Genomic DNA, 13,405 nt, shown 5'->3' with positions numbered 1-13,405 from the left:
GTCAATCTTCGACGGAGAGGACGCTGATACCGGTATGGGTAGGCACAGTTTGCCCGACCCCGAGGACTCCGCCGACGAACCGTCCGATGATCACGATGCGGAGAATCAGGATTGGGACGATGAGCTAACCGGGCAGCCTGGTGGGGGTGCGGATTCGGCGGCCGCTGATCCGGGGGCCTTCGCGCACCCCCAGACTGCCGATTCGGCCGGCGGCTATCCCTACCCCGGGTGGGAGCAGCCGGGTGACACCGTTGGGCATTTCGGTGATCAGGAGGCTGACGAAGACTCCGCAGACGAGGACGGCTACTGGGCCGACGAACAGGTCTTCGACGAGAGCCAGTACCTCGAACAGGATCCCTACGGCGCCGACGATCGGCATCCGGAGCTGGGGGCCGAGGAATACCCGGACTTCGGGACGCACCCGGATGGCCCGGAGCCCAGTGACCCCAAACCGGCGGCAACTCCCCCGCCGCCGCTATTTCGTGTTGCCGGCCATCGTGGATTGCGCGGCTGGCAGGGCGGCCACCGCAGCGCCGACGGGCGGCGCGGAGTCAGCGTCGGCGTGATCGTGGCCTTGGTGGCCGTCGTGGTGGTGGTCGTCGGAGTGATCGGGTGGCGCTTCTTCGGTGACGTGTTGTCCAACCGCTCGCAGACCGCCGCGGCTCGTTGTGTGGGTGGAAACGATACCGTCGCCGTCATCGCCGACCCGTCGATCGCCGATCAGGTCAACGATTTTGCCGACAGCTACAACGCATCGTCGGGACCCATTGGTGACCGGTGCGTGTCGGTGGCTGTTAAGGCCGCCGACGCCGACGCCGTCATCACCGGCTTCATTGGCAAGTGGCCATCCGAGCTGGGTGCTCAGCCCGGATTGTGGATTCCCGGCAGCTCCGTCTCGGCGGCGCGGCTGGTCCAAGCCGCAGGTAAGGAAGCCATCAGCGACAGTCGGTCGTTGGTGACCTCGCCGGTGTTGTTGGCGATCCGGCCCGAGCTGCAGCAGGTGCTTGGCAACCAGAACTGGGCCGCGTTGCCCGGTCTGCAGTCGGATCCCAATTCGATGGCCGGCCTGAAATTGCCGTCTTGGGGTTCGCTGCGCCTGGCGCTGCCGGTCGGGGGTAACGGGGACGCCACCTTCCTGGCCGGTGAAGCCGTGGCGGCGTCGGCCCCCGCTGATGCGCCGCCGACCGCCGGCATCGGTGCGGTGCGCACGCTGATGGCCACCCAGCCCAAGTTGGCGGACGGGTCGCTCAGCGAAGCGATGGACGCCCTGCTCAAGGCCGACGACGTGGCCGCGGCGCCGGTGCACGCGGTGATCACCACCGAGCAACAGCTGTTCTTGCGAGCACAATCGTTGTCCGACGCGAAGAAGAAGTTGAGTTCATGGTTGCCGCCCGGCCCGGTCGCGGTCGCCGACTACCCGGCGGTCCTGCTCAATGGGTCATGGTTGTCGCAGGAGCAGACCACGGCGGCCAGCGCCTTTGCCCGGTACGTGCACAAGCCGGAACAACTCGCGAAGTTGGCGAAAGCGGGATTCCGGGTCGACGATGTCAAGCCGCCCAGCAGCCCTGTCACGAGTTTTCCGGCCTTGCCCGCTCCCCTTTCCGTTGGTGACGAGGGAATTCGCGCCACACTGGCCGATGCCGTGGCCGCACCGTCGATGGGAGTTGCCGCGACCATCATGCTTGACCAGTCGTTGTCCACCGACGACGGCGGCAAGACTCGCCTAACCAATATCGTTGCGGCGCTGCAGAACCGAATCAAGACGCTGCCGCCCACCTCGGCTGTTGGGTTGTGGACGTTTGACAGGCGCGAGGGCCGAACCGAGGTGCCCACCGGGCCACTCGCCGACCCGGTAAACGGGCAGCCCCGCTCGGCGGCGCTCAACGCCGCGCTGGACAAGCAATATTCGTCAAACGGTGGCGCGGTGTCGTTCACCACGCTGCGGATGATCTATGAGGACGTGCAGGCGCATTTCCGTGCCGACCAGGCCAACTCGATCTTGGTGATCACCGGGGGACCCCATACCGACCAAAGCCTCGATGGCCCTGGCCTGGAGAATTTCATCCGGACCAGCGCGGACCCGGCCAAGCCAATCGCGGTCAACGTCATCGACTTTGGTGCCGATCCGGACCGCAAGACGTGGGAAGCCGTTGCTCAGCTCAGCGGTGGTAGCTACCAGAACCTGGCGACCTCGACGGGCCCGAACCTGGCCGCCGCGGTCGACACCTTCTTGAGCTGACCCGGCTACCCGCGAGGATCGATACGGGCCTAGCCGACCAGCAGATCGAGTGCGGCTTGCGTATACGCTTTGGGATCCTCCACCTGCGGGTAGTGGCCCAAACCGGGTAATTCGATGACCCCGGCGTTCGGGCGCAGTTCACGCAACCCATTGAGCACGTTCGTTGTGGCCACCGGGTCATCGAGGCCCCAGACGAACCCCAGCGGCTTGGGCCAGTCCCGTACCGCGTTGTGCCAGCGCTGCGCGTACCGCTCCCGCTCTTCGAGGTAGCTGATCAGAAGATGCGCGATGCGATGACCGTTGTTGTGGGTCAACAGTTCCCACTGCGCCTCAGCTTCTTGGGCCGACAACGGGTGCTGCGCCGAAAACAGTTTGCCGAAACCCCGCGTGAACCCGCCCCGGTTGACCAAACGAGCCGCGATCGGCCCCAGCGGACCACGCAACACCTTCTGAATGGGACGTAGGCTGGCGCGTTCGAGGATCACGCTGCCGTTGCTGAGGACCACGCGTTGCAGCTCGAATGGGAGCCGGCCCTCGAGGTCGCGGGCAAGCAACTCGGTCGTCACCGAGGTACCCATGTCATGAGCCAGCACCACCACCGGTCCGGTGACGTTCTGGGCTACTACGTTTTGCGCCAAATCGGCCTGTTCCAGCAGGCTGTAGCGGTGCGGACGGGGCTTGTCCGACAGACCGAAACCAAGAAAGTCCATGGTCAGCCAGGCCTGACCCGCCAGGTACGGAATCACCGACCGGAAGTCGAACGAACTGGATGGGAATCCGTGCAGGAGCAGGACCGTGGGCGCAATGCCCTCACCAGATCGCACCAGGGCTCCGGCGTTGTTGATTAGCAGGCTTGTGAGCTGGGGAATTGTGGATTGAGGAGGTCTAGGCGGCGGTTGGCGGTCAAAGCGGTGATCCGGCAGGCTTCGGCGATGTTGTCGGCGCCGTTGAGGCGGTGCAGATTGATCGCGGTGTTGCGTAGCGTTGCTAGGACCTGTGCGCCGTTTCCGGTATGTGCCCTTTGACGGTCTTCGTCGAAGGTGACGTCGCGTATCCAGTGCAGGCTGTTCTCGATTCCCCAGTGTTGACGCATCCAGGTCATGATCGCGGTAGGGCGGGCGTGCTCGAACGGCAGGCTGTAGATGGCATAGACCACCTCCACGCTGCGCTGGTCGGTGGCGGTGATCAAGCGTTCACGAGTGATCCGGATGATTTGTTTTGCGTAGGGGAAGCCGATTCCTCGTGCAGCGGTGATGATTTGCAGGGTGCGGGTCTCGACACGGCCGTGGCCGCGGGAGTCGTCGGTAGCGGCTGCGGGCACCTCGGCCCAGGGCAGCGCGGTGATACGCGCAAGTATTTTGGCTTGGTTGGACTTGACGATCATCAGGTAGTGCGACTTCAAGGTGGCGCAGATCAACTTCGCGGTGACGACCTGGGTATGCATCGCATCCACGGTGACCAGCCACCGCAAGCTACCCGGCAGCAGCGTGAGCAGGGCACGTACGCAGGGAATTTCATTGCTTTTCTCGGCGACAGCGAGTTGACCGAGCACCAATCGGGCACGGTGGGCGAACACCGACACGAGATGCGTGGCTGTCGCTTTGGCGCGTAAAGCACCACGCAGCATCTTGCCGTCCAACGCGATCGGCACCAATCCACTGGGGTCGCTGCTGGCCACGTGTGCAGTGAAGTAACTGCCCATCCTGGCGTTGAGGTCGGCGGGGTCTAGCCGAGACAAAACAGCGCGGAAGGTCTTCTCACTGGGCCGCCGGAACCGGACCCCTAATTGGGCCAACACATCATCGGGAGCGGTGGCCGCCCATGTGGCAAAACCAGCATAGCCGCGCATCCCCGCGGCAGTGGCCAGAACCGCGATCGCCAACAAAGCCATCAGCGAATACCTCCGACCGCGTGGGTCCCTCGGGTCTGGCACCGAGGCCAACACATCGAGAAACTCCGATCCGATGAGCTCGCTGCGCTCACCAGGACTCCAGCGGTCGAACACCTCTGGAACCGACGACACAGGCAATACTGAAACGGTAGGCACGGGCAACTCCAGACCAACGACGAACAGTAACCAACTCGATCGTTCTCCAGATAGCCCGTGCCTACACTCCGGCCCCAATAGCGCGGCACCAAAGATCATCAACCCAGCTCACAAGCCTGCTAATCAACAACGCCGGAGCCCTGGCTCGACGATCAACATGGCGAATGTGGCGGCAACCGCGCCCACCACTGCGGTGTTAGCGGCCGGTGCGGATGAGGTGTCCGCGGTCATCGCCGCCTTGTTCGCCGCGCACGGCCAGGCCTACCAAACCTTGAGCGCTCAGGCGGCCCAATTTCATGACCAGTTCGTTGCGGCGATGACCTCGGCCGCGGGGGCCTACTCGGGCGCCGAAGCCGCCAACATCTCGCCGCTGCAATCGCTGCTTGACGCGGCCAACGGGGAGACGATGGCGATGTTGGGGCGCCCGCTGATCGGCAATGGAGCCGACGGGGCACCGGGCCAGGCCGGTGCGGACGGTGGCTTGTTGTTCGGCAACGGCGGCAACGGCGGCAGCGGGCTGGCCGGCCAGGCGGGTGGGGTCGGTGGGGCCGCCGGCCTGATCGGTAACGGCGGCAATGGCGGCGCCGGCGGTGCGGGGTCGAACGGATTGGCCGGCGGCAGCGGCGGCGCCGGTGGGTGGCTGATCGGCAACGGCGGCAATGGCGGCGTCGGTGGGATCGGCTCGGCGGCCGTCGGTAACGGCGGGTCCGGGGGTGCCGGCGGGGCGGCCGTCGGGCTGTTCGGAAACGGGGGCATCGGCGGGGCCGGCGGGGGCGCCGAAGGACTCACCGGCGGCGCCGGCGGCGCCGGTGGATCCGCTGTCGGGTGGTTCGGCGATGGCGGGGCGGGCGGCGCCGGCGGCCCTGTGGTGCCCACGGCGGCCCTGGGCGGGTTGGGCGGGGCCGGTGGTGCCGGCGGTAATGGCGGACAACTGTGGGGCGACGGCGGGGCCGGCGGGCTCGGTGCGTTCGGTCAGCACGGCGGCGGGGCCGGCGGTGCCGGGGGCAATGCCGGAATGGTCGGCAACGGTGGCGACGGCGGCACCGCTCTCGGTCTCGCCCACGGCGGCGACGGGGGCACCGGCGGGACGCTGATCGGTAACGGCGGTGCGGGCGGCGGCGCGACGATGTCAGACGCCGGGGACGGCGGTGATGCGGTCGGCCTGATCGGCAGCGGCGGGGCCGGTGGCATCGGTGGGGCCGCCCTGGCTGGCGGCACCGGTGGGACTGGCGGGGATGGCGGCCATGGCGCCAAGCTGCTGGGCAACGGCGGCGCCGGCGGGGCCGGCGGAGCGGCCGGGGGCGGACTCGGCAACGGCGGCAACGGTGGAAACGGCGGCGAGGCCGCGCTCATCGGCAACGGTGGTGCTGGTGGTGACGCGGGCACGTCCGGGAGCAGTCGCAACTTCGGGGACGGCGGCAACGGCGGCGATGCACAGTTGATCGGCAACGGCGGCAACGGCGGGACGGTGGCCGGGGCAAACGGGACCGACGGGCCCTAGCCGGAAACCCGCGGCCGACCGGGTCGGCCCTAGGCGAAAGCCTCCACCGGCGGGCAGGAGCAGACCAGGTTGCGGTCGCCATAGGCGCCGTCGATACGGCGCGCCGCCGGCCAGACTTTCGGCCGAAACGCGGTGCCGAGCGGGTAGGCCGCTTCCTCGCGGGTGTACGGGTGGTCCCACTCGCCCACCAGCAAACACTGCGCCGTGTGTGGCGCGCCCCGTAGCGGATTGTCGTCAACGGGCCACTGTCCGGACCCGACCCGGTCGATCTCGGCGCGGATGCTGATCATCGCGTCGCAGAACGCGTCGACCTCGGCCAGGCTCTCGCTTTCGGTCGGCTCCACCATCAGCGTGCCGGCCACCGGAAAGCTCATGGTAGGTGCGTGAAATCCATAGTCTGCCAACCGCTTTGCGACATCGTCGACAGTCACTCCGGTTGCCTTGGTGATGCCGCGCAGGTCCAGGATGCACTCGTGGGCGACCATGCCGTTCTCGCCGGTGTAGAGCACCGGGAAATACTCGTCCAGACGCCGCGCGATGTAGTTGGCCGAGGCGATCGCGGTCAGCGACGCCGCGCGCAGACCGTCGGCGCCCATCATGCGGATGTAGGCCCAGGTGATGGGCAGGATCGAGGCAGACCCGTAGGGCGCCGCCGACACCGGATCCCCTTGGGGTAGTCCCGGCGCGAACGGATGGCCCGGCAGAAACGGAGCCAGATGCGACCGCACCGCCACCGGACCCACTCCCGGACCACCGCCCCCGTGCGGGATGCAGAAGGTCTTGTGCAGGTTCAGGTGGCTGACATCGCCGCCGAATTTGCCCGGTCGGGCCAGGCCCACCAGCGCGTTGAGGTTGGCGCCGTCGACGTACACCTGGCCGCCGGCGTCGTGCACCGCCGCACAGATGTCGGCAATGTCGTGCTCGTAAACGCCGTGCGTGGAGGGGTAGGTGATCATCAGCGCCGCCAACCGGTCGGCGTGCTCGCCGACCTTGGCACGCAGATCGTCGAGGTCGACATCGCCGTTGTCGTGGCAACCCACCACGTCAACCCGCATCCCGGCCAGGGCGGCCGAAGCCGCATTGGTGCCGTGTGCGCTGGACGGGATCAGGCAGATATCGCGGTGCGGCTCCCCCCGGCTGGCGTGGTATTCGTGGATGGCCAATAGGCCGGAGTACTCCCCCTGTGAGCCCGCGTTGGGCTGCAAGGAGACCTCGTCGTAGCCGGTGATGGCCGCCAACCAGCCCTGCAGCTCAGTGATGAGCCGACGCAGGCCCGGGGTATCCGAGGCCGGGGCAAACGGATGCTGACGTCCGAGCTCAGGCCAGGTAATCGACTCCATCTCGGTTGCGGCATTGAGCTTCATCGTGCATGAGCCGAGCGGAATCATGCTGCGGTCCAGCGCAATATCTTTGTCCGCGAGTTCGCGCAGGTAGCGCATCATCGAAGTCTCGGTGCGGTAATTGGTGAATGCGGGATGGGTCAAGAACTCTGAGGTGCGCGTCGCGATCTCGGCGCGTGCTGCCTTGGCGGCCGACACCCCGAACGCGTCCAGGACCGCGGTCACGTGCGCGGCGGTGGTTACTTCGTCGCAGGCCACCGACACGTGGTCAGCGTCGACGCGCCATAGGTTGACTCCGCTCGCCTTGGCCGCGGCCACCACCTCATCGGCACGGTCGGGTACCCGCGCCAGCACGGTGTCGAAGAACGTGTCGTGCACCAGCGCGTCGCCCAGCGCACCGGCGATGGTCTCGGCATGCCCGTGCACCCGCCGGGCGATGCCGGTCAGCCCATCGGCGCCGTGATAGCTCGCATACATTGCGGCCATCACCGCCAGCAGCACCTGAGCGGTACAGATATTGCTGGTCGCCTTGTCGCGGCGAATGTGCTGCTCGCGGGTCTGCAGCGCGAGACGATAGGCCGGGTTGCCGTCACTGTCGACCGATACGCCGACCAACCGGCCGGGCAACTGCCGGGCGTGCTTAGCGTGCACCGACAGATATCCGGCGTGCGGGCCGCCGAATCCCATTGGAACCCCGAAACGTTGGGTGGTGCCGAACGCGATGTCAGCACCGATCTCGCCGGGCGGCGTGAGAAGTGTCAGCGCCAACAGATCGGCGCCGATGGACACCAGCGCGCCGCGGTCATGGGCCTGCTGGATCAGGGCGGTCCAGTCGGTGATGCGCCCACTCGCCCCGGGCAGCTGGGCGATCACCCCGAAGAATTCGCCGTCAGGCAACCCGTCGCGCAGGTCGGTGGTGACGATCTCGATACCCAACGGCTTGGCGCGCGTGGCCAGCACTGCGGCGGTTTGGGTGAACAGGTCGGCGTCCACCGCGAGATGCTTGGTGGAACTGCGCGTTACACGGTGCATGAGCGTCATGGCTTCCGCCGCCGCGGTGCCCTCGTCGAGCATCGAAGCATTCGCGATCTCGAGGCCGGTGAGATCGGTGACCATCGTCTGAAAGTTGAGCAACGCCTCGAGCCGCCCCTGGCTGATCTCGGGCTGGTACGGCGTGTAGGCGGTGTACCAGGCCGGGTTCTCCATGATGTTGCGTAACAGAACCTGCGGCGTGAATGTGTCGTAGTAGCCCTGTCCGATCATCGACACGGCCGTGGTGTTGGTGTCAGCCAGCGCACGTAGCTCGGCCAGGGCCTCGGCCTCGCTGGCGGCCGGCGGCAGCTGATCTAGGCCCGGCGCGAGGCCGCTGTCGGTGGGCGTATCGAAAATCCGCGTCGGCACCGCCTTGGCGGCCAAGTCGTCGAGCGAGTCGACGCCGATCACCGCGAGCATGGTCGCGATGGCCTGGTTGTCCAGCCCGATGTGGCGGTCTGCGAAGGTCGACTCGAACATGGAGTGGTCGGACACGGTGACTCCTGACTGGGCAGCGGACGGGCCTTACCCAAGGCCACGTGCGGGCAGAGGACTAGCGGGCCCTCTCCCTCTGTCTTCACCCGTGCACCAGGCGCCTGAGAGATTCAGCGCCCAGCCCAAGCGGGCGCCTTTCCCCATCGGCGGGCGAGGACCGCTACGGGTCACCACCGCTTTCCAGAGGCATCGTCATCCAGCGCGGTCCGGGGGCCTGAGAGATTGACGGAGAGGTGTTGCTCCTTCGGCGTCCGTAGCTGGCGGCCACAGAACTCTCCCGCACGAGAACGATGCGTCGCCCAGTTTACTCGGCCAGCCGCAGCGACGGCGCGCTGCACGCCGATGCGTGGTGCCGAAGGCGGTCAGCCGATCTTGCGGTCTCGATGCTTGCGGCGCGACGCCAACTCGTCTTCAGGGGCGGCAATGGATTCTCCGCCGTCGGCCCGCTCGCCGTGGAAGTCGGCGATGACTCCGGTCAGCTCCCGCATCGCGCCCGAAACCGCGATGCCGAACACACCCTGGCCGCCTTGCAGCAGGTCTACGACCTCCTCGGCCGACGTGCAATCATAGACGGTTGTCCCGTCGGAGAACAGGGTGATGTTGGCCAGATCCTGGACCCCGCGCTGACGCAGGTGATCGACCGCAACCCGGATGTTGTGCAGCGAGATGCCGGTGTCGAGCAATCGCTTGACGATCTTGAGCACCAGAATGTCTTTGAAGGAGTACAGGCGCTGACTGCCCGATCCTGCCGCGCCGCGGATCGAGGGCACAACCAACGAGGTGCGTGCCCAGTAGTCGAGTTGGCGGTAGGTGATACCCGCAATCTGACAAGCGCTTGGTCCGCGGTAGCCGACCAGCTCGTCGGGTACCGAATCGTCGGGGAACAGTCCCTGCTGCACGGGTTCGCCTGCTGCAGAGCCATCGTAAGAACCGTTGGTCCCAGCGGTTGGGTTGGCTGCAAGATCCAGCTGTTCTTGACGTGGCTGGTCGCTCACGGTGTTTCCTCTCGCCGATCGCGCTGTTGTGTCACTAGCTGCGTCACTGGCTGCCTCGGCAACCGCGTTTGCTCAGGGCCGAGTTCTGAAGAGCATACGCTGTTGGACCGTTGCGGTCCGCGGGTTGATCATCAAGTCGCCTTCAAAGTATGGACGCTGCGCGGGCCCGTGAGCGCCATCCCCTAGGCGTGTCGAGATGGCATGTTGCGAGATGAGACGGATCCGTGACGTTGTTGATCCTCCCTCACGATTGCTTTTTTCCTGCACCTTTGTTGGGTCAGGTGGCCTTGAAGTCGTCGGGCGAAACGCTGTCGAGAAACTCTTTGAATTTCTCGACCTCGTCCTCTCGAACGGCGCTTCCGGCCTCCTCGTCACCCTCGTCGGGTATCAACAGGCCGGCCTGGGCCAGCACCGCCTCCTCGACATAAATCGGAACACCGACGCGCAGCGCAATCGCCACCGAGTCGGAGGGGCGAGCCGAGACCGTGATGTTGCGGTCGAAGATCAAATCCGCATAGAACGTGCCCTCTTGCAGATCGACGATGCGCACTTCCTTGAGGGAATGCCCGAGCGCGGCAATGAGATCCCTGATCAAGTCGTGCGTCAACGGCCGGGGCGGCTCCACGCCTTGTTGCTCAAGCGCGATGGCAGCGGCCTCGGACTGGCCGATCCAAATCGGTAGGTACCGGTCACCGTCGGCTTCGCGCAGCAACAGCACCGGCTGGTTCTGCGGTTGCTCGACGCGAATGCCGACAACACGAACTTCACCCATCTGTGTCTGCCCTCCACACATCCCGCCGTGACCGACCATTGCTCAGCGTGACGACGCGGTGAACACCCATCCCATTGCCACTGTCTGCCATTGTCGGGCCTTTGTCGCCGAACACCGAGCTGTCGAGGAAAGTCTAATCCTCAGCGGTGCAGAACGTCGCGTACAGCGGATTTGATTAACGAGGTGTGCAAGGTGATCGCCAGTGCGGCCACCTCACGCGCCAAGTCGTCGGCACGGTCGCGCGCGCCGGCCTTGTCGGCCTTGACCAACGGCCCGGCGATCTGTGCGATCAGGTCCGACTGCCGGTCGGCCGCCGAGCGGAAAGCGCGCAGGTGCCGTGGCTCCACGCCGTATTCCGACAGCGCGCGGGCGCACTGCAGGATTACCACGGCGTGTTCGTCGAAAAACCCACCCGGCCCGGTTGTGATCACGCCAGCCTTCAACACCGCACTGAGCAGTTCGTCGTCGACGCCCGAGCGCTCGATCAGGTCTTCGCGACTGAGCCGAACTCGCGCCGGCGCGACCGCCCCGGTGTCAGATCCCCCATCAGGTCCGGCGGTGCCGGCACTGTTACCCGCCACCGACACCAATTTCGGTACCCCGTAAGGGGATCCAATCGCCGGCAACTGGCCGTCGGGCTGGGCGTCCAGCTCCGACCTGATTACTTTGAGCGGTAGGTAATGATCACGCTGAGCGGTGAGTATGAAGCGCAGCCGCGCACAGTCGTACGCGGTGAACCTCCGATACCCCGATGCCGCGCGCTGCGGCGTCACCAGCCCTTCGGCCTCCAGGAAACGGATCTTGGAGATGGTGACATCTGGGAAGTCCGGTCGGAGCAGTTCCAACACCGCCCCGATGGACATCCCGGCGAGCGCGGGGCTATCGGGCGCGCTCACTGGCCTCCGGTGCCCCCGTCGTCGTCACCTTGCTTGGGGCCGGTCAGGAAGACCAGGCGGAACTTGCCGATTTGAACCTCGTCGCCGTTTGCCAACACGGCCGAATCAACCGGCTCCCGGTTGACGTAGGTGCCGTTGAGGCTCCCGACGTCCACGACGCTGAACTCGTTGCCTTCCAAGCGGAATTCGGCGTGACGACGGCTCACCGTTACGTCATCGAGGAAGATGTCGCTGTCGGGATGCCGACCAGCCGAGGTGATGGGTTGATCGAGCAGGAAGCGCGACCCGGCGTTGGGCCCCCGCTTCACGACCAGCAACGCCGAGCCGGCCGGCAGTCCCTCTACCCCTGAAACTGAGCTTTCGGTGCCCGACTGGGTGGGGGCGTCCAGTTCGTTGAGGAAGTCAGCGCGGAAGACCGATGTCGTCTCCACGGTAACTTCGTCAGAAGTCTGGTCCCTATCTCTTGCTGCGTCCATGTCCGTCACCCGCTGCTCCTCACTGGCCGCTATCGCCTTGACCGCCGAGCCGGTCCACCGGCTTCTCCCTCGGATATACCGCTTGAACTACCTTTTACTGCCTTCAAACGCTTCCAACGCTGATCTATCGACCGTACCGCGCGAGGGTCCGCCCCGCGGCGGCGACGTGCCCGCCACTGCGGATCGTATGCCCGAAAGGCTGGTTCCTCATAGGTCAGTCACGGGTCCAACGCGCCCCCAACGCTGGCAGGGACCTTAGCAACCGATCATTCGGTCACCGTGTCGCGGTAGGTCTGGACGTCAAGCAAAGCCGCCAACGCCGATTCCAGCGCGGCGACGTCGGAACCCTCGACCTGGACGTCCAGCAACCAGCCGGCGCCATACGGATCGGTGTTCACCAGCTGTGGCGTCGCTTCCAGATCAGCGTTCACCGCGGCCACCTTGCCCGAGATCGGGGCAAACAGATCAGACACCGACTTGGTCGATTCGACCTCGCCGAAGGTCTCCCCGGCGGTCACTTCGGCACCCACGTCGGGCAGCTGCACGAAGACCACATCACCGAGCGCAGACTGCGCGAAGTCGGTGATCCCGACCCGCACGGTGTCCTCCGCGGTCCGGCGAATCCACTCGTGCTCGGCGGTGTAGTGCAGGTCGGCGGGGATATCGCTCACGGTAATCCTGTTCTGGTCGGTTTTCGGTGTTAGTTCATTTGACGGGCTGAGCGTATTGGTGAGGTTTTGGTTGCCGCAAGGCGGTCACGTCTACGCGGTCGGACTGCTGTACCGACATCCGCCCGCCGACACGTTTGATGCTGTCCTCTGCGCCACCCGGAATGTTCATCGCCGCGGCCAGTGTAGGTGGATCACCAATCGCCAGAATCGAATACGGCGGTGAGAGGTTCTTGTTGTCGATTGTCAACGCACCGGGAGCACCAACGACCCAGGTATCCACACCGACCCGAACCGACTGCTGAGCGTCACTGACTTGGATCGCCTCGGCTCCGGCGGCACGCAATTCGTTGATCACATCGAGCATCGCTTCCGGCGCCACCCCCGGCCCCGGATCGTCGATTCGCACCGTGACCCCGGGCCCGGTGGCGCCCACCGCACCGACCAGGATGGACAACGTGGCCAGCCTGGCCTGAGCGCTCTCGATCGCGGTCTGGTCGTTGTTGCCGGAAGCCTCCAGCGCGTTGAGAGTGTTCTGCAGGTCGGTCACTTCGGCATTGAGCGTTCCCTCGCGTTGCCGCAGCGAGTCCAGCAACACCAACAGGTCCGCGGGCCGGGCCGTTTCCAGCGAGTCGCCGGACTCCGTCTGGCGCACCTGGGTCACGATGGCCACCCCCAAAACCAGGCACAACAGGATCGCCAGCGCCCCAAACAACAACCGGGAACGGCCGCGGCGCGCGCCGGTGGAGTCTTGAGTCTCGCGCGGTCCACGGTCGGGCCGGGAACGGTCGGCAGGCATCTCGTGACGACCGTGCTTGGCGGTTGCGTGACTTTTCGGGGTCGTCTTGGAGTGACCGTGTTGGGTTGCCGTGCCACGGTTTTCGTCACGGCTTTCGTCGCCGCCGGCGGCGCAACGATCCTGACTCACAGTGACCTCATCTCCG

At 66.0% G+C, this 13,405-nt stretch carries 11 protein-coding genes and 2 riboswitches; of the genes, 2 read left to right on the top strand and 9 right to left on the bottom strand.

What is annotated here, in order from left to right; translation table 11 throughout:
- Positions 1–34 precede the first annotated feature (34 nt).
- Positions 35–2,239: a substrate-binding domain-containing protein gene (locus CKW46_RS14210; protein ID WP_482053288.1), complete on the top strand. Its 2,205-nt coding sequence runs from the start codon at positions 35–37 to the stop codon at positions 2,237–2,239.
- A 29-nt stretch (positions 2,240–2,268) separates the two neighbouring features.
- On the opposite strand, the gene CKW46_RS14205 is transcribed toward CKW46_RS14210, so the two are convergent.
- Entirely contained in the window at positions 2,269–3,108 is an 840-nt protein-coding gene (locus CKW46_RS14205) for an alpha/beta fold hydrolase (protein WP_085981845.1), read from the bottom strand.
- A complete protein-coding gene (locus CKW46_RS14200; RefSeq protein WP_482053416.1) occupies positions 3,084–4,286 on the bottom strand; it encodes an ISAs1-like element IS2404/ISMul1 family transposase in 1,203 nt (400 codons plus the stop codon). Before CKW46_RS14200 ends, CKW46_RS14205 begins: the two co-directional genes overlap by 25 nt.
- Before the next feature lie 94 nt (positions 4,287–4,380).
- Here CKW46_RS14200 and CKW46_RS14195 point away from each other — a divergent pair, with 94 nt between their 5' ends.
- Positions 4,381–5,787, top strand: coding sequence for a PE family protein (locus CKW46_RS14195; protein ID WP_482053415.1), 1,407 nt, complete (start codon positions 4,381–4,383; stop codon positions 5,785–5,787).
- Between the two features lie 29 nt (positions 5,788–5,816).
- Here the strand turns inward: CKW46_RS14195 and gcvP are convergent, their stop codons facing one another.
- The 7 genes from gcvP to CKW46_RS14160 all read right to left on the bottom strand — a co-directional run bounded on the left by gcvP (position 5,817) and on the right by CKW46_RS14160 (position 13,389).
- On the bottom strand, positions 5,817–8,654 hold the full coding sequence (gene gcvP / locus CKW46_RS14190; protein WP_482053287.1) for an aminomethyl-transferring glycine dehydrogenase: 2,838 nt from the start codon (positions 8,652–8,654) through the stop codon (positions 5,817–5,819).
- 66 nt (positions 8,655–8,720) lie between these two features.
- Positions 8,721–8,846: riboswitch (glycine riboswitch) on the bottom strand.
- A riboswitch (glycine riboswitch) is annotated at positions 8,847–8,944 on the bottom strand.
- Between the two features lie 72 nt (positions 8,945–9,016).
- Positions 9,017–9,649, bottom strand: a complete 633-nt coding sequence (locus CKW46_RS14185) for a MerR family transcriptional regulator (RefSeq protein WP_020787471.1) — start codon at positions 9,647–9,649, stop codon at positions 9,017–9,019.
- A 277-nt stretch (positions 9,650–9,926) separates the two neighbouring features.
- The gene (locus CKW46_RS14180) at positions 9,927–10,421 is read right to left on the bottom strand and encodes a bifunctional nuclease family protein (RefSeq protein WP_012394420.1); all 495 of its coding nucleotides are present in this window, start codon (positions 10,419–10,421) and stop codon (positions 9,927–9,929) included.
- Positions 10,422–10,561: 140 nt separating this feature from the next.
- Positions 10,562–11,317, bottom strand: coding sequence for a transcriptional regulator FtsR (gene ftsR / locus CKW46_RS14175; RefSeq protein WP_012394419.1), 756 nt, complete (start codon positions 11,315–11,317; stop codon positions 10,562–10,564).
- Positions 11,314–11,793, bottom strand: coding sequence for a glycogen accumulation regulator GarA (gene garA, locus CKW46_RS14170; protein ID WP_373122703.1), 480 nt, complete (start codon positions 11,791–11,793; stop codon positions 11,314–11,316). Before garA ends, ftsR begins: the two co-directional genes overlap by 4 nt.
- A 266-nt stretch (positions 11,794–12,059) precedes the next feature.
- Positions 12,060–12,464 (bottom strand): glycine cleavage system protein GcvH, encoded by a 405-nt coding sequence (gcvH, locus tag CKW46_RS14165; protein WP_011740907.1) that lies wholly within the window; start codon positions 12,462–12,464, stop codon positions 12,060–12,062.
- A 34-nt stretch (positions 12,465–12,498) separates the two neighbouring features.
- The gene (locus tag CKW46_RS14160; RefSeq protein WP_015355492.1) at positions 12,499–13,389 is read right to left on the bottom strand and encodes a DUF881 domain-containing protein; all 891 of its coding nucleotides are present in this window, start codon (positions 13,387–13,389) and stop codon (positions 12,499–12,501) included.
- Between the last annotated feature and the right edge of the window lie 16 nt (positions 13,390–13,405).

It is taken from the genome of Mycobacterium liflandii (assembly GCF_022354805.1).
In the GTDB taxonomy this organism is placed as follows: Bacteria; Actinomycetota; Actinomycetes; order Mycobacteriales; family Mycobacteriaceae; genus Mycobacterium; species Mycobacterium marinum.
Note: the sequence above shows the minus strand (reverse complement) of the source record. Positions and strands in the feature narration are given on the sequence as shown.